The following is a 21206-nucleotide window of genomic DNA, read 5'->3' as shown; positions in this document are numbered from 1 at the left end:
TTTTTAGTCTACAGTCGTAGGAGAAAAAGTCCAGATCCTGGAGGAAACCATGCCGTCGCACCATAGTCGTTCTGCATCGCTGGTGGTCCGCGGCGGTCCGATCCTCACTTTCGACGACGCGGACACGGTCGTGCGGGCGATGGCGTCGCGCGACGGCAAGATCGTCGCGCTCGGTGCCGACGTGGCGGACTTCGTCGGCCCGGACACCGAGGTGATCGAGTTGGCGGGAAGAACCGTTCTGCCCGGTGTCAACGATGCGCATCTTCACGCGACCTGGCTCGGTGCGCGCTGGCCGGACACCCTCATCGGCGGCGCCGGATTCACCGGGGGAGCGGAAAAGACGGTGAGTACCGCGGACGAACGTCGGGCCGCCATCCTGCGAGCGGGCGACCTGTGCGCGTCACTCGGTATCACCAGCTACACCGAACCCGGGCTGGGGCCGGGGGAGACGGGATGCTTCGGGCACGAGGTGCTGGAGGAGTACGCGGCGCTGGTAGCGGAGGGGCGCCTGCGAGCCAGGGTGACCGTGTTGCGGTTGTTCGGGCTGCTCGACGGAGCCAGTTCGCTGGCCGACTTCGAACGCGGCCTGGGCACGCCGGTTCCGGAGTCGGATCCGTTGTGGCTCACCGTGCCCGGCGTGAAGATCTTCGCCGACGGCATCCCGCCGATGCGGAACGCGTGGACGCACCACTGCTACGCCGACGGTTCACACGGTTCGCTGCTCGTCGACGGTGACGATGATCCAGGCCGCGCCGCGAATCTGACCGCCATGATCGGCCTCGCCCACGAAGCCGGGCTGGTGGTCGCGGTGCACGCCACGGGGGATCGCAGTATCGAGACCGCGTTGGAGTCGCTCCGCGCGGGTGATCACCTCGTCCACGGCGACCTGGTGACGGCGGATCAGCTGGCACGGATGGCATCGCGGGGTGTCGGCCTGACCACGCAGCCCGCGATCGCGGTCGCGATGCGGGGAATGCTGTCGGAAGCGCTGGGTGCCGAGGTCGGCGCCCGTGCGTGGCCGCTGGCGCAGATGCTGGATTCGGGTGTCCCGCTGACGTTGAGCAGCGATGCCCCGGTGGTCACCCCGGACTGGCGGGTGCATATCGCCGCCGCCGCCCGGATGCTGGACGTGTCCGAAGTGGACGCCGGGCTGATGAACCGGCTGCTGCGTTGCTACACGACCGCGGCCGCCGAGCAGGACGGCGCGGCGGAGTGGAAGGGCGCCCTGACCGTGGGCCGTGTCGCCGACTTCTGTGTCCTGGCGGCGAATCCGCTCGAGGTCGGCTTCGCGTACCTGCCGGACGTCGGTGTCGAACTCACCGTGTCCGGCGGCCGCGTCGTGTACTCAAGTGAGCAGTTGCCCGCCGTCGACCTGCAGGCTCACGCCGGTGAGATGGCCGGCGCCGGCGGAGGCGAGGAACAGGACTGACGGCACCACGTCGGCGACGGAAGCGATGGTTCCCAGCGGGATCCTCGCTTCCCACGCCGCGCGGGCCGCGGAGTCCGAGGCGAATCCGGCGGTCATCGGGGTGAGCACCGGGCCGGGCGCGACCGCGTTGACCCGGATCCCGTACGGGGCCAGTTCGAGGGCCGCGGACCGGGTCAGCGCCTCGACGGCGGCTTTGGTGGCCTCGTAATGGCCGAGTCCGGGGGTCGGCTGCCGGGCGCCGATGGAGGTGATGTTGACGATGGTCCCGCGGGTGCCCGCTTCGATCATGTGCGCGCCGACCGCGCGGGTCATCAGGAAAGTGCCGCGGAAATTCACCCGCACGCACAGGTCGAAGATGCCGATGTCCAGTCCCACCAAGGGGCCTCCGCCTCCGGCGAGTCCGGCGTTGTTGACGAGGACGTCGACGGGACCGAACCGGTCGGTGACGAAAGCCAGTGCGGCGTCGACGGACCCCGGGTCGGAGATGTCCAGTTCGACGTGCTCCGCGCCGAGTTCCCCGGCCACGTCATGGGCCGCGCGCGCGGAGACGTCGGCGATGACCACCCGGTCGCCCGCGGCATGGAACGCTTCGGCGACGCCACGGCCGATACCACTGGCGCCGCCGGTCACCACTACAAGTCTCTTGTTCATTCTACGATCGTAGACTAAAAATTGTTTCCGTTGCCGGCGAAAGGAAAACTCGTGCATGAGAAGCAGAACGGGCTGGGGTTCGCGACCTCGGCGCTGAGCCTGGGCTCCTGGAACACCTGGGACCGCATGGACTTCGACGACGCGGTGCGGCTGATCCGGCACGCGATCGATGCCGGGGTCACGCTTTTCGACGTGGCCCACTACAACATGGGGCCGCATTCCGAACAGTCACGCACGGATCTCCTGTTCGGCGAGGCCGTCCGGGCCGCGGGGATCGCGCGCGAGGAGTACCAGCTGTGCGGGAAGCTGTGGCTCTGGGACTATCCGAACACCGGTTTCGCCGAGCAGCTCGCGACGTCGTTCGACCGGATCGGCGTCGACAGCGCGGAGGCGGTGGTGGTCGGCGACTACTTCGAACGCCCGGACGTCCCCCGGATCGTCACCGAGATGGCCGAACAGATCCGGCTCGGCCGCTTCGCCGTCTGGGGTGTGAACAACTGGATCGCCGATGACCTGGACCGGGCGCTGGACTTCGCCGAGCGGGAAGGCCTTCCGGCGCCGCGGTTCGCGCAGCTGAAGTACAGCGTGGCGCGCCGGTCGATGGCGGAAGGCCTGTTCTACGGCGTCCACTTCGGCTCGGGGCGGTTGACCCTGCAGGCGTCGGACGTCTTCGAGGGCGGGGTGCTGCTCGGCAAGACCCCGGAACGCAAGATCGGCGCCGACATGGGCGGCATCCGCGACTCGATCAGGGACGCGGCCGGCGGTGTCGCCTCGGTGGCCGCCGAGTTCGGCGTGAGTGCCTCGCAGCTGGCGATCGCGTTCTGCCTCGCCTACGAACCGGTGGCGAACGTCCTGTTCGGGGTGAGCCGCCTTCGGCAACTAGAGGACAACTTGGGCGCCGTACAGCTGGCCGCCGAGCACGGTGCGGAGGTCCGGGCGGCTCTCGAAGGTCTGTGGCTGGACCGCTCCGTGTCCGCCGACGGCACCATCTGACGGTGCCCCGGGATGTCATGAAAGGGTCTTTCAGGACAAAAAACGTCCTGAAAGACCCTTTCATGACACACGCGGTATTCGCTACTTGAGGAACTCCAGCACGGCCGCCTTGAACTCAGGGCTCCGCAGCGCCCCACCGTGGTCTCCGGGGACCCGCACCAGATCCGCTCCCGGCACCAGGTCGACCAGTGTTTCGATGCCCTGGCTGATCGGATCGTCGGCGCCCGCGACGAACCGCGTGGGCACCGTGACAGCACCTGCGGCCGGAGCGAAAGGTTCCGAGCGCAGGTCTTCGATGCACCGCGCGAGAGCCGCGGGATTCCGCCCCGGCGCTGTGATCATGTGCGCGATCATCGCGGTCAGCGGATCGGCCGGAGCCTTCCCGCCGTCGGCGAAGGCCAATGCCGCCTCGACGTCCACCGCACCGAACGGTTCGAACGGGCTCACACCCGCCAGCACGAGCCGCCGCACAGGCGCTTGCGCCGGTAGTTCCCAAGCGAGCCGGGCACCGAGCGAGTAGCCGACGACGTCCACTTCGGACAGTTCCCCGACGAGCCGCGTGAGCTCGGCGCACACCGCCTTCGCCCCGAGCGAACCGGACGACGCCGGACTGGATCCGTGCCCGGGCAGATCGGGCACGAGCACGGCGCGCCCGGCGGCGGTGAGCGCCGACGGCCAGCCCGTGGTGATCCAGTCGGTGTGCCCGTCCGAGGCGAACCCATGTACGAGCAGCACAGGCGGTCCCGAAGTGGTTTCGGGCTCGAACCGGCGCACGGTCAAGGAAGTGTTGACAGACAAGGGAGTCCTTTCTCAGCTGCCGGAGGAACGGCGGGTGCGCAGGCGCTGCAGTTCGCTCAGCGTCCGAGCGCGGGCGTCGACGGCGATCCGCAGCGACGATCCGATGAGGTTCAGCAGGAACACGCACACCATGATCGTCACGCCGGGCACGATCACCAGCCACGGCGCCTGCACCAGGTACGAACGGCCTTCGGCGATCATGTTGCCCCAGGTCGGGGTCGGGGGAGCGATGCCGAGCCCGAGAAAGCTCATCGCGCCGTCGACCAGCATCGCCGCCGCGGACAGGATCACCACCTGCACCAGCGCCAGCGGCAGCACGTTCGGGAACACGTGCACGAGGAGGATCTTTCCCTTGCTCATCCCAGAGACCCGCGCCGCGCCGATGTAGGCGCGGCCGGCGATGCCGAGCACCCGGCTGCGGATGACCCGCGCGGTGAACGGCGTGAAGATCACGGTCAGCGCGATCAGTTCGGTCCAGATGCTCGCGCCGAGCGAGATCGCCAGCGCCATCGCCAGGATGATCGCGGGGAACGACATCCAGGCGTCCATCACCCGCATCAGCACCGCGTCCGCGGCCCGGAAGAACCCGCTGATCAGCCCGATCACCAGCCCGGTGAAGGCCGCGCACAGGGTGATCAGCGCGGACAGCCCGAGCGAGGCTCGCCCGCCGGAGACGAGCCGGGCGAGCACGTCGCGGCCGAACGAATCCGTGCCCAGCAGATGCTCGCCCGAGGGCGGCAGCAGCCGGTTGACCGGGTCGGTGGCGCTCACACTGGGCAGGAAGAACGGCAGCACGATCACGGTCAGGACGATCAACGCGAGCAGCGTGCCGCAGATGACGAGCATCCGGTTGCGCCGGAACAGCCTGGTCATCCGGCCGGTCGCAGGGGCCTCTCGCACCGACGGGGTCCTTTCCACCAGAGCCACGCTCATGAGACACGCACCTTCGGGTCGAGCAGTGCGTACGACAGGTCCACCAGCAGGTTGACCAGGACGAACAGCACCGCGACGAACAGCGTCACCCCCTGGATCAGCGGGAAGTCGCGAGTGGACACCGCACCCATCAGCAGATGGCCGAGCCCGGGTACGACGAAGATGGACTCGATGATCACGATGCCGCCGACCAGCATGGCGAAGTTGCTGCCCAGCTGGGTGATCAAGGGCATCAGCGCGTTCGGCAGCACGTGCTTGGTCATCACCTGCCGCTCGGAAAGCCCCTTGACCCGCGCGGTGCGCAGATACGCCAGCGGAAGCTCACCGAGCAGGCTTTCCCGCAGCGTCAGCACGAACAACGCGGTCTGCCCGATGACCAGCACGGTCAGCGGGAGCACCAGTGCGGGCACCGCCGTGGCCGGATCGGTGAACAGGTTTTCGTAGCCGCTGGAAGGGAACCAGCGCAGCGTCACCGAGAACAGCAGCACGAGCACCAGCGAGATCCAGAAGTCAGGCATCGCCATGCCGAGCGCGGACAACCGGTCCAGCGCCCGCGCCACCGGATTGCGCGGCGACACCGCCTGCCAGGACGTGATCGCGACCGAGAGGAAGAAGCTGATCACCGTGGACAGCACGGCGAGCGTCAACGTCGGCAGGATGTGGTCGGCCACCACACCGAGTACCGGTGCGTGGTAGGTGATCGACGTCCCGAAGTCGCCTCGCAGCACGTTGCCGGCCCAGCTGAGGTACTGCTCCCACAGCGTTCCGTTGAGCCCCATGCTCTCCCGTAACGCGTCCACATCGGACGGACGCGCCGTCGGGCCGAGGATCGCCTGCGCCGGGTCGCCGGGGATGAGCCGGATGACGAAGAACATCATCGTGCCGACGATCACCAGGATGATCGCGAGATCGCGCAGCCTGCGCAGCAGCAGACCGGTCATGATGCCAGCCAGGTGTTCCAGAACACGCGGTAGAAGTCGCCGTATCCCTTCAGTTTGGGGGAGTAGGCCGCGTAGAGCCTCGACTGGCTCAGCGTGATCACCGAAAGCTGCTTCCAGGTGAACGCCTGCAGCTTGTCCACCACGGCCCTGGCCTGCTCGGGATTGGTCGAGGCGTTGTACTCGGCCATCAGCGCGTCCAGTTCGGGGGAGGACGAGCCGTTCAGCGTGCCCAGGGTGAGCGCGGGCATCTGCGCGGGCGAGGTCAGCGCCGAGTCGAAGAACAGCGTGGTGATGTCCCAGCCGCCGGGTTCCTTGGTCAGCGTGCCGAGCATGGTGGCGAAGTCGAAGGTGTCGATCTTGGTGTTGATGCCGATCTTCGACAGGCTGTCCTGGATCAGCACGGCCCACTTGCCGAACTCCGGGTACGAATTCGTGGTGACGATGCGGATGGTCGCGCCCGCGGTGATCCCGACTTCGGCCAGCAACTGCTTGGCCTTCTCCGGATCGTGCCGCTTGTAGATCTCTTCGCCCTGCGTGGAGTAGAACGCCTTGTTGTCCGGGGAGGCGAAGGCGCCGGTCTCGAGCGTGAGGTCCTTGCTGCCGCCGGTGGCCGCGTTGATCGCGGGCTTGTCCAGCACCAGGTTCAGCGCTTCCCGGGCTCGCGGGTCGGCGAACTTCGAACCGGGATTGAAGTTCGGGATGACGACGTTATCGTTGCCGCCGGGGAGGTTGTGCACGACCACGGCCGGGTTGTTGCGCAGGGTCTCGTACTGGTCGTTGGTGGGCATGATGTGATCCCACTGCCCGGTCTGCAGGCCGTTGATCAGCGCGTCCTGGTCGGAGACCACCTTGTAGGTCACGGTGTCCAGGTACGCGTGCTTGGCGCCCGCCTGCCCGCCCCAGTCCTCTTCGGACCGGGACTTGTAGCCGGTGTAGCGCTCCAGCACCAGTTCGCGGCCGATGTCCCAGCTCTTCAGCTTGTACGGTCCGGTGCCGATCGCCTTGTCCTGCGCGAAACCGGTCGGTGCCACCCCGGCGAGGTTCTTGGCCTCGTAGATCTCCGTGCCCGCCCCGGCGAGTTCGTTGATCAGCGGGTAGCGCGGCTGCTTGAGCTTGATGGTGACGGTCGCCGGGTCGGCCGGCGTGATCGCCTCGATGTCCGGGGTGACCAGCTGGCCGGTGCGGTGGACCTGTTGCCACCGCTTCAGGCTCGCCACGACGTCCTCGGACGTCAGCGGGTTGCCGTCGTGAAAGGTGATGCCCTGGCGCAGCTTCAAGGTGTAGGTGAGCCTGTCCGGGCTGGTGGTGTAGTCCTCGACCAGCATGGGCCGGGCGGTGAAGCCACGGTCCACTTCGAACAGTTTCTCGTACATCATGTTGCCGATATGCGCGGTGACCTGGCCGGGATTGGCGACCATGTCGAGCGACTGCGGATCGGTGGGCACTGCGACGTTCAGGTTGCCGCCTTTCACCGGGGGGCCGTCGGCGGCGCCACCGCCCGCCTGCCCTCCCATACACGAGCTGAGCAGCAGGACGGTGGCCGCGCCGAGCACGGCCGAGGTCAGGGTTCGTCTCATGGGTTCCGCACTCCGATTTCGGGGTTCGCCGCGAGGAGGCGGCGGGTGTAGTCGTGCCGGGGACGGAGCCGGATCTCGTCCGGGTCGCCGGTCTCGATCAGTTCGCCCTGGTACATCACGCCGACGCGGTCGGCGACCGAGAGCACCAGGCTCAGGTTGTGCGTGATGAACAGGAAGCTCAGCGCGCGGGTCCGCCGCAGGTCGAGCAGCAGGTTCATCACCTGGCCCTGCACCGAGACGTCGAGCGCGGAGGTGGGTTCGTCGGCCACGATGAGGTCCGGTTCGGCGGCGATCGCGCGGGCGATCGAGACGCGCTGCCGCTGGCCGCCGGAAAGCTGTGAGGGCAGTTTCTTCGCGGTGTCCGCGGGAAGGCCGACCTCGTCGATCAGCTCGGTGACACGGCGGTCCAGTTCGGCGCCGCGCAGGCCGGTGAGTTCCCGCAGCGGCTCGGCGATGATCCGGGCGGCCGAATGCCGGGGATCCAAGGAACTCTGCGGGTCCTGGAAGATCAGCTGCGCGCGACGGCGGAACGCGCGCTCGTCGCCGTCGAGACCGGTCGGGGTGCACCGGTGCTCGCCGAAGGTGATGGTGCCGCCGGTGGGCGTTTCCAGCGCGCTCACCAGCCGGCCGAGCGTGGTCTTGCCCGAGCCCGATTCCCCGACCAGGCCGAAGAACTCGCCGGGCGCGATCTCCAGAGTGACGTCTTTGACGGCGTGTACCTCGGGCTCCCGGTTCAGGGAGAACCGGCCTCGGCGTCCGTACACTTTGGACACCGAGTCGATGACGAGAGCGGTGCCCTTGCCACTGTCCGATGCCGGCGCCCGGCTCAAGGTCCTGGTCTCGGTCGCGACCGCCGATTCGCCGTTCATCGCGGCTTCGAGCAGCGCTTCGGAGATGGTGGGGAAGCCGTCACGCCTGCTCACCCCGAGCTTCGGCACACAGTCGAGCAACGCCTTGGTGTACGGGTGCTTCGGCGCGCCCAGGATGTCCTCTTTGGACCCGAGCTCGACCAGTTCGCCGCGGTACATCACCGCGATCCGGTCGGCCACCTGCGCGGCCACCCCCATGTCGTGCGTGATGAAGACACAGGCGGTGCCGTGGTCGCGACGGACGCGGTCGAACAGGGTGAGGATCTCCGCCTGCGTGGTGACGTCGAGCGCGGTGGTCGGCTCGTCGGCGATCAACAGGCTCGGGTCGGCCATCAGCGCCAGCGCGATCATCACGCGCTGCTGCATCCCGCCCGACATCTGGTGCGGGTACAGCGAAAGCACCCTGTCGGTGTCGGTGAGCCCGACTTCGTTCAGTAGTCCGCGGGCCTTGGCGTCGGCCTCGCGGTGCAGCGGTGTGCCCTTGCGGGCGGCTTGCCGTGGCAGGGAACCGGGTTTGCGGAACGCCTCGATCAGTTGCTTGCCCACCCGCTGGCTCGGGTTGAGTGAATCCAGGGCCTCCTGGAAGATCATCCCGATCCGCGGGCCGCGGTAGGCGCGCATCTCTTCGGCGGACAACCGCGTGAGGTCCACACCATCCACGGTGATCTCACCCCGCGTGCGCACCGGTGCGACGAATTCCAGTAACCGGATGATCGACAAGGCCGTCACCGTTTTACCACTGCCGGATTCGCCGACCACGCAGAGTGTCCGGCCTTGTTCGAGATCGAACGAGAGTTCGCGGACCAGCTCGCGTTCGGTCTCGTCGGCGAGTACGCCGACGGTCAGTTCTCGTATTTCGAGCAGGGTCATGAATCCCCTTTCCCGTGGCCGCCCGAAGCGGACCGCACTGCCGGGGAACGTGCCTCCGGCGGGGGTAGTTCTACGCATGTTGACACTGGGGGAGTGCCCTGTCAATGGGTATATTCTACGAATGTAGGAAGTTGATATCCGGCCGGTTTTGCCTGGCAGTGGGCGAAAACTGTCCCTGGATTCTTTTGTCTACACCTGTAGACTCTCGGCGGAAACGAGCTAAGGAGGGCACCCGTGAGCGGGTCGACCAGAACAGCCGGTCCCGAGCGGATCGTGGACATCGCCGTGGGATACATGGCGGCCAAGCAACTCTTCGCGGCTAGCCGGATCGGCCTGTTCAGCGCGCTGAGCGCCAGGCCGCTTTCGGCAGCCGAACTGGCCGAAAAGACCGGGAAGCCGCCGAAGATCACCCGCATCCTCGGTGACGCCATGTCATCGCTCGGACTTCTGTCGCGTGTGGACGGACGATACGAACTGGCCGAGGACGCGGCCGCGTACCTGGGTGGCGGCGACCTCGATCTGGCACCGTTCCTGACCTTCCTCGACTCCATCAGCTACGGGCACTGGCTGCAGTTCGGTCGCACGGCCGACACCGGCGAACCCGGCGAACTGGAAATGGACGACGCACGCTGGGGCACGTTCATGTCGGGTGTGATGACGTATAACGCCCTACACGCCAGGATGCTGGCCGGCGCGTTCGACTACCGCCCCTACCGGAAACTGCTCGACCTCGGCGGGCTGTCCAGCGCGTTCGCGGTCGAAGCCATGGGAGCCAACGAAGAGCTGCACACGACCTTCGTCTTCGACCCCGGCTTCGTCGGCTCGGTCACCGATGCGGCCGCCGAGGCGGGGTTGGCGGACCGGACGACCGTCGTCGGCGCGGAGACGCCCACCGCCCGGCCGGAAGGCGAGTTCGACCTGGTGATGGTCAACCACGTCGTCCACCGTTTCGACGCGAAGCAGAACGCGGAGATCCTGCGCAACGCCCGCGCGGCCGCGGCGCCCGGTGCCCGTTTGCTGCTGCTCGACTTCTTCCTCGACGACGACCCGGTCCAGCGGCCGATCGACGCCCTGCACGCGGGGGAGTACCTGGTGATCGACGGGACGGTCGTCTACCCGGAGTCGGAGGTCCGGGAATGGCTGAGCGGGGCGGGCTGGCGCGTCGTCGACCGGCTGGCGCTGCCGGGCAGCCCGCGGGTGCTCGTCGCGGAAGCGGTGTGACCGTGACCCTCGATCCCGCGGTCAAGGAACTGCTGGCCCGGAGTGCTCCACCCGAGGCGCCGGCCGCTCCTCCGACGGCCGCCGAGTTGCGGGCCGCTTTCGCGGCCGCGTGGCGGCGTCCCGAAACCGTCGAGCAGGTCGCCTCGGTCAGCGACCACGTGCTGCCCAGCGGGGTGCGCGTCCGGGTGTATCTGCCGGAGTCGTCCGTGCCGGTGCCGGCTTTCGTGTGGATTCACGGTGGTGGGTGGACGATCGGCTCGATCGACGAGAACGAGGTCGCGTCGCGCGCGGTGTGCAACGCGGCCAAGGTCGCCGTCGTCGCGGTGGACTACCGGCTCGCGCCCGAGCACCCGTTCCCGGCAGCGCCCGACGACTGCTATTCGGTGGTCGAATGGCTGGCCGCGGGCGGCGCCGGAGCGGCGGTGGACCCGGGACGGATCGCGATCGGCGGCGAGAGCGCGGGCGGCAATCTGTCCACAGTGGTCTCGATGATGTCCCGTGACCGCGGCGGCCCGCCGTTGGCCGCGCAGGTGCTGATCTGCCCGGTCTACGGCCACCCGGACGACGGTTTCGGGTCGTACGCCGACTTCGCCGAGGGATTCGGGATGACCGCCGGGGCGATGCGGTTCTTCTTCGAGCAGTACGTGTCGGATCCGGCGCACCTGGACGATCCGTATCTGCTGCCGCTGCGCTCGGACGACCTGACCGCCTTGCCGCCCGCGTTGGTGCTGACAGCCGAGTACGACGTCCTGCGCGACGAGGGCGAGGAGTTCGCGCGCCGCCTGGCCGACACCGGCACGCGGGTGGAGATGACCCGGTACTCGGGGCAGATCCACGGTTTCTACGGGCTGTACACCGACCTTCCGGCGTCGCCGCGGTCCCATGCGCACGTGGCGAGCTTCCTGACCCGCGTCTTCGATTAGGTATCGGTTGTCCGTGAAGGCCTCCTTGAGGGACTCTGAGTCCCTCAAGGAGGCCTTCACGGACAGTGTTCGAGGAGGGGTTAGGGGCGGGTCAGGCGGTCGAAGAACGACTCCAGGTGCTGCCGCTGCAGGGCGACGGTGGAGAACTCGCCGGCGACCAGGCTCATCACGTTCGCCCCGGCGTTGATCAGCACGACCTCGTCGACCAGTTGCTCGTCGGGGGTCTCGGTGACGATGTCGCCGTCTTCGCGGCCCTCGGTCAGATAGCGGTGGAGCAGGCCGCGCCACGAGCGGATGTGCTCGAGGTACTTGTCCTGCAGCTTCTGGGTGGTCAGCGACAGCTGCCAGAAGGTGAGCAGCACCCGGCCCGCGGCGATGCGGTTCTCGTCGATCGGCATCGAGGAGACGCACAGCTCCCGGAGCGCGACGAGGCCACGGAGTTCGTCCAGTTCGACGTACTCGCGCATCATGCCGAGCGCACGTTCGTAGGTGGCCTCGATGATGTCTTCCTTGCTCGGGAAGTACAGCTTGAGCGCACCGTTGGCGAAACCGGCGGCGGCCGCGATCTCGCGCATGGTGGCGGCTTCGATCCCGCCCTGGGTGATCAGATCCCAGGTGACGTCGACGATGTGACTGCGACGTTCGTCGTGATCGATGATCTTCGGCATCGGTGGACCTCCCGCACTGGTTCTTCTACCAGTGTAGGAGATCAGTCGCGCTGATACACCCGGTGTCCGGCAAACCACGTTTCGGTGACCTTTGTCGTGGCCAGCGCGGAAGGGTCCGTGCGGAACGGATCCCGGTCCAGCACCACGAAATCGGCCGACTTCCCGGGCACCAGTGAACCGGTGACCTCGCCCAATCCCATCGCGCGGGCCGCGGCGTGGGTGAAGACCTCGATCGCCTCGGCCAGTGTGATGGCCTGCTCCGGCCACAGCGCGCCGGGGAACGAGCCGGTCGGATCCCGGCGGGTGACGAGGCCCTGGATGCCTTCCCAGGCGTCCGGCGATTCGCTGACCGGCCAGTCCGACCCGCCGGCGACGAGCGCGCCGCTGTCCAGCAAGGACCTGTTCGGCTGCATGTGGGCGGCCCGTTCTCCGGGCAGGACCTCGGCGATGGCCGCCGGGATGACCCCGGGGACCCACAGGAACGGCGAGATGTCCGCGGCGACGTCCAACGCGGCGAAACGCGGGACGTCGTCCGGGTGCACGAACTGACCGTGCGCGACCTGGAAACGCGCGTCGGTGAAGCCTTCCGCCCGCACCTTCCCGACCGCGTCGAGGGTCGCGCGCACCGAAGCGTCGCCGGTGCAGTGGACCTTGGCCGACAACCCGGCCGCGGCCGCCGTGCGCAGCCAGCCCTCGAGTTCGTCGCCGGGCATGGTGGTGGCGCCGTGATGGCAGGCGCCGTGCGCGTCGTCGGGCAGGTACGGCTCCAGGAACGCGGCCGTGCGGGTGGGCGGCACGCCGTCGAGGAAGATCTTCACGAAGTCGGGCCGGTGATGCTCGCTGCGGTACTCACCGGCGACTTCCAGCAGCGGCGCGCCGATCGGGTCGAAGCCGAAGATCGGGTCGTTGATCAGCAGCGACGACACCACCCACGCGTTCAGTTCGCCGGCGTCGTCGAGCGACTTCAGCGCGCGCAGGATGTCCGCGGACACCCCGGCGTCCTGGAACGCGGTGACCCCGAACGAATGCAGGGTGCCGATCCCGTGCCGCGACGCCGCCGCGTGCTGCTCGTCGGTGAGCGTCCTCGTCTCGCGCAGCGCGTGTTCCACCAGGACACCCGCCGCTTCGAGCAGGACACCGGTCGGCTCGCCGGTGGCCGGGTCGCGGACGATCACCCCGCCCTCGGGATCCGGGGTCGACGTGGTCACCCCGGCCAGTTTCAGTGCTCGGCTGCTCACCCAGCGGTTGTGCCTGCTGTCGTCGGAGAGCGTGACCGGCCTGCCGCCCGCCGCTTCGTCGAGGGCGTGCCGCGCCGAAACCCGGGAAAGCGTACTGACCAAAGTGGACGCCCACGCGCCGCCGACCACCCACTCGTCCGGCCCGAGACCGGCGGCCCGTTCGCGGACGGCGGCGAGGATGTCGTCGAAACCCGCGTCCGCGCCGAAGTTCAGTTCGAACAGTGCCGCGCGCCCGGCGAGGGCGTGGTGGTTGTGCACGTCGACGAGGCCGGGCATGACGAACGCGCCGCCGAGGTCGACGACTTCGGTGTTCGGGCCGCGTTCGAGGTCTTCGAGGGAGAGCACCCGGCCGTCCTTGATCGCGAGCGACGACGCCCACGGCCGGACGGGATCCACTGTGTACACGGTGGCGTTGGTGAGGATCAGGTCGGCGGTCACGGGTTCAGCTCCCGGCAGGCTCGTAACCTTCGGGGTGCACGGTGGTGCTCAGCAACCTGCCGTGCGCGCCGAAGGTGAAGTGGGTCGGAGTGCTGCCCGTGGCGTCGAGTCCGAAAAGGACACCGTGCGAGCGCAGCCGCCGGGCGTCGCGGTGGTCGGCGACGGTCACCGAAGCGCAGGGGATCACCTTCTCCCGCCAGGCGAAGACATAGATCCCGGGCCGTAGCTCGTAGACCGAGTTCTCGTCGGTGTCGGCGAGCCCCTTCTCCGGGCCGGCCAGGCACTGCCAGGTGTACCAGTGCGGGCTGAGGTACACGTGCTCGTAGGCATGCGCGGTGCTGTACACCCACAGCACCCGCCGTCCGACCAGCGAGGTGCTGGGCGCGAGCGATTCCCCGCTGGGCTCGATGCCGCCGATCGTGGCGGCCAGGAACGTCTGGGTGACCCGGGGAGCGGTGTCGCCGATCCGGCTCATCACCAGCAGCGCGCGGCCGCGGCGCAGGTCGAGCAGGAGGGTGAACGCCTCTTCCTGCCGGGCCCGGGGATGGAACTGGACGTAGTACAGGTCGTCGTCGACCAGGAAGGTCTCACACCGGTCGGTGCCGGAACCGTGGTGGTTCCAGTCGATCCGGGTGCCGGTGAAGGCCGCGGTGAAGGTGGTGCCGCCCTCGCACGCGAGAGCGAAGGTGCGGCCGTGCAGATCGCCGACCGTGGGGGCCTTGTTCGCGTCGAACCCGGGCGCCAGCCCGTCCAGGGGCAGCCAGGTGGAAGTGTCGGACAGGGTCAGTTCGGGCATCAGCGGAGTCCTAGTGCTCGTGAGCGGAACAGTGGTCGTCGGAGGCGCCGGCAGGCAGATCGAGCGCGGGGTTCCGGTCGAAGAATCCATAGGGGCGCAGGGTGAATCCCGAGTAGTCGACCGGCATTACCGGCCAGTCCTCGGGACGCGGGATATGCGTCGGGCCGAACACGTGCCACAGCACGAGATCGGTGTCGGTGAGGTCCCGGTCCTCGGCGGTCCAGGCCGGCAGGCCCGCACCACCCGGATGCGCGTTCGGCCGGTCGCCCGCGGGGAACCGTTCGTCCGCGCGGTACGGCGTGGCCCACAGATGCCGGGAGGCGAACGTCGCTCGCTTGTGGACACTCGACTCCGGCTGGGCCATCAGGGTCGCGGACGGCCGGGGCACCAGCTGGTACGCGGTGGGCGTGCCGAGCCGGTTGGTCCGCTCCGTGCTGCGGATCTCCCACACCCGCGCCTTGGCCGGATCCGCGAACCGCTGCGCCTCTTGCTCGCTCCGCAGCGGGGTTTCCTTCCAGGTGAAGGCGTTCCCGTACGGGTTCTGGTCCCCGGTCGGGACGCCTTCGACGTCGATCTCGACGAGCGAGTTGCGTTCGCCGTCGATCGCCACGTCGAGCCGGGCGCAGAACAGGTGCTGGTGCACCGGTGCGAACAGGCCGGGCGCGATCTCGTTGGCGTGCGGGTGTTTCGTGCCGGGATGACCGGCGCCGGCGAACACGATGCCGGTGGCCTTCGCCTCCAGTTCGACGGTGCCGTCGAGGTAGAGGTACCAGAAGAAGCCGTAGTCGTAGTTGCCGATGGTGGAGATCGACGAGATGACCAGTCGCCGTGAGCGGCGGACTTCGGCGCGGCCGTCGAGATCGGTGTGCTTCCAGAGGATCCCGTAGTCCTCCTCGTGCATGCAGATCGCGCGGGGGATCTCGACCGGACGGCCGTGGTCGTCGGCGACGTAGGCGGGGAAGTAGTGGATGACGCCGAGGCAGTCGCAGCCCAGCCGGAGGTCGTTGGCGTTCTTGCCCAGCAGGTACTCACCCGCGTCGAAGTAGCTGATCCAGAACCGGCCGGGCGCCGTGTCGCCGTAAGGCACCACCATCTCGGGCACGGACGCCCGGTGGAGCACCGACCGCTCCTGGAAGGTGAGCTGGTGCAGCGTCAGACCTTCGCGGGCGTTGAACCCGACGCGCAACCGCCAGCCCTCCCAGGTGACCTCGCTGCCGTCGACGGTGAAGCTGGGACCCTCCGGCTGGGTGATCTCGATCGGCTTGAGCGTGGTGCGGGCCGGGACGTCGCCGTAGCGGCCGTGTTCCGGCGGGACGGGCACGTCGCCTTCGTCCTCGACCCGGAGGACGCGCTGCTCGGTCAGGTCGATGTGCACGATCAGGCCCTCGACCGGATGCGCCCACGGGCTGTCCGCGTCGTCGTCGCGCAGGAACGTCAGCGAGCGGATCACGCGGCCGGTCTCGTCGGGCCTGCCGAAGAAACCGGGCGCCAGGGGAGCGCAAAAGGCGTGCTCGACCCGGTCGGCGAGCCCGCGCCGTGTCATCGCGGCCAGCCATTCCGGCGACGCCTTGGTGATCGACGCGGCGAGGTCGTACTCCTCGAACAGGTACGCGGGCTGGCCGTCGCCGCAGTCCTCGGAGGAGACCAGTTCGCGTTTCGTCAGCGAGACGACGGCGTCGCGGGCCTGTCCGGTCGCGGTGTCCAGCAGCGTGTACTGGACGCGGCGGTCCGGGGCGGCGTCTGCCTTGTCAGGCTCCACTGGCAGTACCGCCGGGAACCGCGTGGTCTCGGTCAGCAGGCCCTCGGCGGCGAGGATCGCGCGTCCGGCGTTCAGTTCGTCGGCGGTCAGCGGGTCGAGGGGATGCGGCCTGGTCATGCTTCGCAGTCTTGCGGGTTCGCCCTCGCGGGGAAAGGCCGCGCGCCCCTCATGCGGCCGCGGACAAGAAGGATGCACTGACGGCCAACCCCCTGACGAGGGCCGGACCGCAGGATGACGCCATGCGACTGGATCTCGCGGGCAAGGCCGTGCTGGTGACCGGCGCGGCATCCGGTATCGGCCTTGCCTGCGTCGAGGCGTTCCTCGCCGAGGGTGCGCGGGTCGGCGGCCTCGACCGGGCGACGATCCCCGTCGTCGGCGACGACTTCCTGGCGGTCCACGCCGACGTGACCGACGAGCGATCGGTCGCCGCCGCGGTCGGTGCGGTGGCCGGGAGGTTCGGCGGGCTGGACGTCGTGGTCGGCTGCGCCGGGATCTCCGGCCCGGTGGGGACGCCGGTCGCCGAGACCCCGGCGGCGGACTTCGCCGCGGTGATGACGGTCAACGTGACCGGCCAGTTCCTGGTGGTCAAGCACGCCGCGCCGTGGCTCACCGAGGCGCGCGGTGCGGTGGTCCTGCTCGCCAGCGATTCGGCGTTCACCAGCGCGCCCGGCATGGTGCCCTACTGCGCGTCGAAGGGCGCCGTGGTCGCGATGACCAGGGCGCTCGCGGTCGATCTGCCGCAGGTGCGGGTGAACTGCGTATGCCCGTCGGTGGTGGACACCCCGATGGCGCGGGACGATCTCGGTGCGGTGCTCGACGATCCCGCCTTTCCGGTGCAGGCGACCGAAGACGTCGCCTCCCACGTGCTCTACCTGGCCTCCGCGCGTTCGCGGACGGTCAACGGCCAGGCCGTGCTCGCCGACTTCGGCGTCTCGGCCCGCTCGGGTTTTCCCGCTTAGAAAGGACTCCGCAGTGAACAAGGTTGTCGCGATCACGGGTGGCGGTACCGGTATCGGCGCGGCGGTCGCCCGCCGTTACGCGGACGAGGGCGCCCAAGTCGTGGTGCTCGGCAGGCGCCGCGAACCGCTGGAGAAGGTGGCCGCCGAGACCGGCGCGCACGTCATCGCCTGTGACGCCAGTGAACGGGAGGCCGCCGAGACCGCGGCGGCGGAGATCGTCGGCAAGTTCGGCAGGCTGGACGTCGTGGTGGCCAACGCCGGCGGGCACGGCCTGTCCTCGGTCGTCGACACCGGTGACGAGGAATGGGAACTCGCGCTGCGCTCGAACCTGTCCAGTGCCTTCGTGTTCTGCCGGGCCACGCTGCCCTCGCTGATCGAGACCAGCGGCCAGGTAGTCATCGTCTCCTCGCTGGCCGGGCTGTTCGCCGGGCCGAACGTCGCCGGCTACACCGTCGCCAAGCACGCGCTGATCGGGCTGACCCGCTCGATCGCCCGGGACTACGGGCCCAAGGGCGTCCGCGCGAACGCGGTCTGCCCCGGCTGGGTGCGCACCCCGATGGCGGACGGCGAGATGGACCAGTTCGCTGAGGCGGCGGGCTTCACCGGCGGCCACGACGAGGGCTATCGCCGCGTCACCGCCGAGGTCCCGCTGCGCCGTCCCGCCGAGCCCGAGGAGATCGCGTCGATCGTGCGATTCCTCGGCTCGGCGGAATCGTCCTACATCACCGGTTCGGTGATCGTGGCCGACGGCGGCGCGCACGCCGTCGACCTGCCCACTCTCGCCTTCGAACGCGCCGGCATGGGCTCCTAGCGCGGGCAAGTCCGTGAAGGCCTCCTTGAGGGACTCTGATTCCCTCAAGGAGGCCTTCACGGACTGCCGGGTACTGGGGTCAGGATTCGCCCAGGTAGGCGGAGTGCAGGGTGCTGGGGGAGTCCAGCAGGTCCTGCGCGCCGCCGGCGTAGGTGACGCGGCCCGAAGACACCACCAGCGCGTCGCTCGCCACGCCGAGAGCCAGATGCGTGAACTGCTCGACGAGCAGGATCGCCGCGCCTTCCTCGGCGAACCGGGTGACCAGCGGCAGCAGCCGGGTGAACACCACCGGGGCGAGACCGAGCGACATCTCGTCGATCAGCAGGAACGACGGCCGCGCGGCGAACGCGCGGGCCAGCACCACCATCTGCTGTTCGCCTCCGCTGAGCAGCGCGGCCGGGGAGTCGCGGCGTTTCTCCAGTTCGGGGAACAGTTCGAACAGTTCGTCGGCTCGCGCGCGGATGCGCGCGGTCAGCATCAGGTTCTCCAGCACGGTCAGGCCGCCGAACACCGCGCGGCCCTGTTCGATATGCGCCAGCCCCCGCCGGGCACGGGCGACCCGCGACTGCTTCGTGATCTCGCTTGTTCCTATGTGGACGGTCCCGGCCGACGCGGGGACGACTCCGGAGATCGCCTCCAGCAGGCTGGTCTTCCCGGCCCCGTTGGGTCCGACGAGCGCGGTGATCCGGCCCGGTTCGAGGGTGACGTCGACGTCCCGGATCACCGGCCCCGCGCCGCGTGTGACCGTCAGTCCCGTTACCCGCAAAGCGTTCACAGCAGCTCCGTTTCACCCATGTACGCCTTGAGCACGGCCGGATCGGCCAGTACCTCGGCCTGCGGGCCGGAGGCCAGCACGCGGCCGAAGTCGAGGACGGTGATCGTGTCGCAGACCGAGCGCACCAGGTCGAGGTCGTGCTCGATGAGCAGCACCGATACCCCGAAGCGGGCGGGGACCTGCCGTAGCCGTTCCCCGAAGGCGACGTGTTCTTCGTGTGGCAGCCCGGCGGCCGGCTCGTCCAGCAGCAGTACCCGTGGCCTGGCCAGGAGATGCCCGACCACCTCGACGAGCCTGCGCGCGCCGACGTCCACTTGGGACAGTGGCGTGCGGGCCGCCGGGCACCCGAAGAAGTCCAAGGCCTCGCCGATCTCGTCGGCGGTGAGCCGTCGGCGGGCGAGGAACCGCAGGTAGGCGTCGACAGTGAGGCCCGGGGGAACGCGGTCCTGCTGGAACGTCCGGCGCAGCCCGGTACGGGCCCGGTTCGACGGCGACCCGGTCAAGGGTTTGCCGCCGAGTTCGGCCTCGCCGTCGGCGTTCGGCAGGAACCCGCTGATCGCGTCGACCAGGGTCGACTTGCCGGCACCGTTGGGCCCGATCACGCCGAGGATGCCGTTCTCCGGTACCTCGATGTCCACTGAGGACAATGCGGCGACGTGGCCGAAGTTCACGCTCAGCCCGCGGACCACCAGCACCGGGGGACCGGGTGGTACCGGTTCGACGGACGTGGTGCCCGCCGCCAGTTCGAGTTTCGCCGGTTCCTTCGACCGCCGGTACCACAGCTGCCGCACCGTGGTGCCCAGGTTCCCGCCGCCGGCCAGTGCCTGGACGCCGAGCACGCCGAAGACCACGAAACCCCAGTCCTGCGGGATTCCCCAGCGTTTCAGCAGTTCCGGGACACCGACCCACAGCACCGCGCCGAACACCGCCATGTCGATCAGGTGCGCGCCGGACATGATCGCCAGCACGTACAGCGCGAGCGACTGGATCGCGGTGAAACTGGCCGGGAAGGCGAGCCCGACCTGGCCGGTGAGCAGGCCGCCGCTGATCCCGCCCAGCGTGGCGCTCACCGCGAACGCCGTCAGCTTCGACGTCCGCACGCTCGCGCCCGCCGCCGCGGTGCCCCGTTCGGAGAACGCCACCGCCTGCCACGCGCTGCCCCAGCGCCCGCGGCGCAGGAAGTACACGGCCAGGCAGCAGAGCACCAGAACCACGACGGCCAGCAGGAAGTAGGACCGGTCGTCGGAGAAGGCGTCCGGGCGCTCGACCGAGATGCCCTCGGCGACGCCGGGGAACTGCAGTTGCACCAGCGCGAGGTCGGCCGCCGCGGCGAGGCCCAGCGTGACCACGGCGAGGTTGATCCCGCGCAGGCGCAGTGCCGGGAGCCCGACGAGCACACCGACGACGCCGGCGGCGAGCCCGCCGAGCAGTAGCCAGGTCAGGAACCCGCCGGGCGCCTCCGCGGCGTTCAGCGCCGAGACCACCCAGGCGCCGACAGCGCCGAAAGTGAGCTGGCACAACGAGATCATGCCCGCGCTGCCGGTGACCACGCCCAGCCCGAGCAGTGAGATCCCGGCGACGACCGCGCTCATGCCCAGGTAGACGAAGTACCCGTCGAGCCCGACGCTCAGCGCGTACCCGGCCGCGATCCCCGCGAGGGCGACCACGAACGGGATTCCGGTGCGCACGCCACGTTCAGCGAGCCGCATCCCACACCTCCTTGCGCTGCGACCAGAGCAGCAGCGCGACGATCACTGCGAACGGCAGGAAGTACCGCGCGACGGAAAGGCCGTCGACCTGGGCGGCCGCGCCCTGCACCAGACCGAGCATCAGACCACCCGCGACAGCGAGGTCCAGCCGCCGGAATCCGCCCAGCAGCGCCGCCGCGGAGGCCGGGACCACCAGCATCGCCAGCGACGTCGCGTCGTTGGACTGCGACGGCGCGACGATCGAGATCACCAGCGTGCTGACCACGCCGGTGACCGCCCAGACCGCGACACTGAGCCGTTTCGCCGGGATGCCCAGCAGTTCCGCCGTGGTCGGGCGCTCGGACAACGCCCGCAGCTGCACCCCGGCCGAAGTCCGGCTCAGCACGATCTTGCTGGCCACCGCGACCAGCACCGCCAGCGCGACGGTGACCACGGTGACCTGGCTGATCACCACCCCGCCGACGGTGAGCGCCGGGCCGTCGAGGATCGGGTGGAACGGCTGCGGTTTGTTGCCGAACAGGATGAACGACAACGAGATCAGCAGGAGCAGCACCGCGACGGTGACCGCCGACCTGGTGCCGGTGTCCGCCTCGGCGAGCCAGGTGGACACGATCCAGCCGAGCAGCGCGCTGAGCAGCCCGCCCAGCACGATGCCCGCGATGGTGCCGAGCCACATCGGCAGTCCTAAGTCGACGGACAGGAACACCGCCACGTAACAGCCGAACATCCCGGTGGCCGACTGGGCGAAGTTGACCACCCGCACCAGCCGCGACATCAGCGTCAGGCACACCGCCAGTACCGCGTACAGCCCGCCGGCGGCCAGGCCGGCCAGCGCTCCCTGCAGCATC

Annotated in this window: 19 protein-coding genes; 6 read left to right on the top strand and 13 right to left on the bottom strand. The window is 69.1% G+C overall.

Annotation, left to right across the window (positions count from 1 at the left end; translation table 11 throughout):
* Positions 1 to 49 precede the first annotated feature (49 nt).
* Positions 50 to 1429 (top strand): amidohydrolase, encoded by a 1380-nt coding sequence (locus tag ACLJRL_RS16530; protein WP_410657058.1) that lies wholly within the window; start codon positions 50 to 52, stop codon positions 1427 to 1429.
* On the opposite strand, the gene ACLJRL_RS16525 is transcribed toward ACLJRL_RS16530, so the two are convergent.
* Complete coding sequence (locus tag ACLJRL_RS16525) at positions 1346 to 2080, bottom strand: SDR family NAD(P)-dependent oxidoreductase (RefSeq protein WP_410657057.1); 735 nt, start codon at positions 2078 to 2080, stop codon at positions 1346 to 1348. The genes ACLJRL_RS16530 and ACLJRL_RS16525 overlap by 84 nt on opposite strands.
* 51 nt (positions 2081 to 2131) lie before the next feature.
* On the opposite strand from ACLJRL_RS16525, the gene ACLJRL_RS16520 reads away from it, so the two are divergent.
* Positions 2132 to 3073, top strand: a complete 942-nt coding sequence (locus ACLJRL_RS16520) for an aldo/keto reductase (protein WP_410657056.1) — start codon at positions 2132 to 2134, stop codon at positions 3071 to 3073.
* 81 nt (positions 3074 to 3154) lie between these two features.
* On the opposite strand, the gene ACLJRL_RS16515 is transcribed toward ACLJRL_RS16520, so the two are convergent.
* The 5 genes from ACLJRL_RS16515 to ACLJRL_RS16495 all read right to left on the bottom strand — a co-directional run bounded on the left by ACLJRL_RS16515 (position 3155) and on the right by ACLJRL_RS16495 (position 9061).
* A complete protein-coding gene (locus ACLJRL_RS16515; RefSeq protein ID WP_410657055.1) occupies positions 3155 to 3808 on the bottom strand; it encodes an alpha/beta fold hydrolase in 654 nt (217 codons plus the stop codon).
* Between the two features lie 75 nt (positions 3809 to 3883).
* On the bottom strand, positions 3884 to 4804 hold the full coding sequence (locus ACLJRL_RS16510; protein ID WP_410657054.1) for an ABC transporter permease: 921 nt from the start codon (positions 4802 to 4804) through the stop codon (positions 3884 to 3886).
* On the bottom strand, positions 4801 to 5745 hold the full coding sequence (locus ACLJRL_RS16505; protein WP_410657053.1) for an ABC transporter permease: 945 nt from the start codon (positions 5743 to 5745) through the stop codon (positions 4801 to 4803). Before ACLJRL_RS16505 ends, ACLJRL_RS16510 begins: the two co-directional genes overlap by 4 nt.
* Positions 5742 to 7322, bottom strand: a complete 1581-nt coding sequence (locus tag ACLJRL_RS16500; protein ID WP_410657052.1) for an ABC transporter substrate-binding protein — start codon at positions 7320 to 7322, stop codon at positions 5742 to 5744. The genes ACLJRL_RS16505 and ACLJRL_RS16500 overlap by 4 nt, the downstream gene beginning before the upstream one ends.
* The gene (locus ACLJRL_RS16495) at positions 7319 to 9061 is read right to left on the bottom strand and encodes a dipeptide ABC transporter ATP-binding protein (protein ID WP_410657051.1); all 1743 of its coding nucleotides are present in this window, start codon (positions 9059 to 9061) and stop codon (positions 7319 to 7321) included. Before ACLJRL_RS16495 ends, ACLJRL_RS16500 begins: the two co-directional genes overlap by 4 nt.
* A gap of 234 nt (positions 9062 to 9295) precedes the next feature.
* Here ACLJRL_RS16495 and ACLJRL_RS16490 point away from each other — a divergent pair, with 234 nt between their 5' ends.
* A complete protein-coding gene (locus tag ACLJRL_RS16490; protein ID WP_410657050.1) occupies positions 9296 to 10282 on the top strand; it encodes a methyltransferase dimerization domain-containing protein in 987 nt (328 codons plus the stop codon).
* Positions 10279 to 11205, top strand: coding sequence for an alpha/beta hydrolase (locus ACLJRL_RS16485; protein WP_410657049.1), 927 nt, complete (start codon positions 10279 to 10281; stop codon positions 11203 to 11205). The genes ACLJRL_RS16490 and ACLJRL_RS16485 overlap by 4 nt, the downstream gene beginning before the upstream one ends.
* 80 nt (positions 11206 to 11285) lie before the next feature.
* Here ACLJRL_RS16485 and ACLJRL_RS16480 read toward each other — a convergent pair whose 3' ends face one another.
* Genes ACLJRL_RS16480 through ACLJRL_RS16465 form a run of 4 tightly spaced genes read right to left on the bottom strand, consistent with a single transcriptional unit; the run spans position 11286 to position 16221 of the window.
* Positions 11286 to 11873, bottom strand: a complete 588-nt coding sequence (locus ACLJRL_RS16480) for a TetR/AcrR family transcriptional regulator (protein ID WP_410657048.1) — start codon at positions 11871 to 11873, stop codon at positions 11286 to 11288.
* Positions 11874 to 11914: 41 nt separating this feature from the next.
* Complete coding sequence (locus tag ACLJRL_RS16475) at positions 11915 to 13549, bottom strand: amidohydrolase (protein ID WP_410657047.1); 1635 nt, start codon at positions 13547 to 13549, stop codon at positions 11915 to 11917.
* Between the two features lie 4 nt (positions 13550 to 13553).
* On the bottom strand, positions 13554 to 14345 hold the full coding sequence (locus ACLJRL_RS16470) for a molybdenum cofactor biosynthesis F family protein (RefSeq protein ID WP_410657046.1): 792 nt from the start codon (positions 14343 to 14345) through the stop codon (positions 13554 to 13556).
* Between the two features lie 10 nt (positions 14346 to 14355).
* On the bottom strand, positions 14356 to 16221 hold the full coding sequence (locus tag ACLJRL_RS16465) for a primary-amine oxidase (protein WP_410657045.1): 1866 nt from the start codon (positions 16219 to 16221) through the stop codon (positions 14356 to 14358).
* Positions 16222 to 16343: 122 nt separating this feature from the next.
* Between ACLJRL_RS16465 and ACLJRL_RS16460 the strand changes: the two genes are divergently transcribed.
* Entirely contained in the window at positions 16344 to 17063 is a 720-nt protein-coding gene (locus tag ACLJRL_RS16460) for an SDR family NAD(P)-dependent oxidoreductase (protein ID WP_410657044.1), read from the top strand.
* Positions 17064 to 17076: 13 nt separating this feature from the next.
* Positions 17077 to 17874: an SDR family NAD(P)-dependent oxidoreductase gene (locus ACLJRL_RS16455; protein WP_410657043.1), complete on the top strand. Its 798-nt coding sequence runs from the start codon at positions 17077 to 17079 to the stop codon at positions 17872 to 17874.
* A gap of 79 nt (positions 17875 to 17953) precedes the next feature.
* Here ACLJRL_RS16455 and ACLJRL_RS16450 read toward each other — a convergent pair whose 3' ends face one another.
* The 3 genes from ACLJRL_RS16450 to ACLJRL_RS16440 are packed head-to-tail and all read right to left on the bottom strand — an operon-like array spanning position 17954 to position 21205.
* Positions 17954 to 18649, bottom strand: coding sequence for an ABC transporter ATP-binding protein (locus ACLJRL_RS16450; protein ID WP_410657042.1), 696 nt, complete (start codon positions 18647 to 18649; stop codon positions 17954 to 17956).
* Complete coding sequence (locus ACLJRL_RS16445) at positions 18646 to 20358, bottom strand: ABC transporter permease subunit (RefSeq protein ID WP_410657041.1); 1713 nt, start codon at positions 20356 to 20358, stop codon at positions 18646 to 18648. Before ACLJRL_RS16445 ends, ACLJRL_RS16450 begins: the two co-directional genes overlap by 4 nt.
* On the bottom strand, positions 20345 to 21205 hold the full coding sequence (locus tag ACLJRL_RS16440; protein ID WP_410657040.1) for a branched-chain amino acid ABC transporter permease: 861 nt from the start codon (positions 21203 to 21205) through the stop codon (positions 20345 to 20347). The genes ACLJRL_RS16445 and ACLJRL_RS16440 overlap by 14 nt, the downstream gene beginning before the upstream one ends.
* Between the last annotated feature and the right edge of the window lies 1 nt (position 21206).

Origin of the sequence: Amycolatopsis sp. lyj-112, assembly GCF_046549055.1 — a bacterium.
GTDB lineage: Bacteria > Actinomycetota > Actinomycetes > Mycobacteriales > Pseudonocardiaceae > Amycolatopsis.
This window is presented reverse-complemented; position numbering and strand designations above follow the sequence as displayed.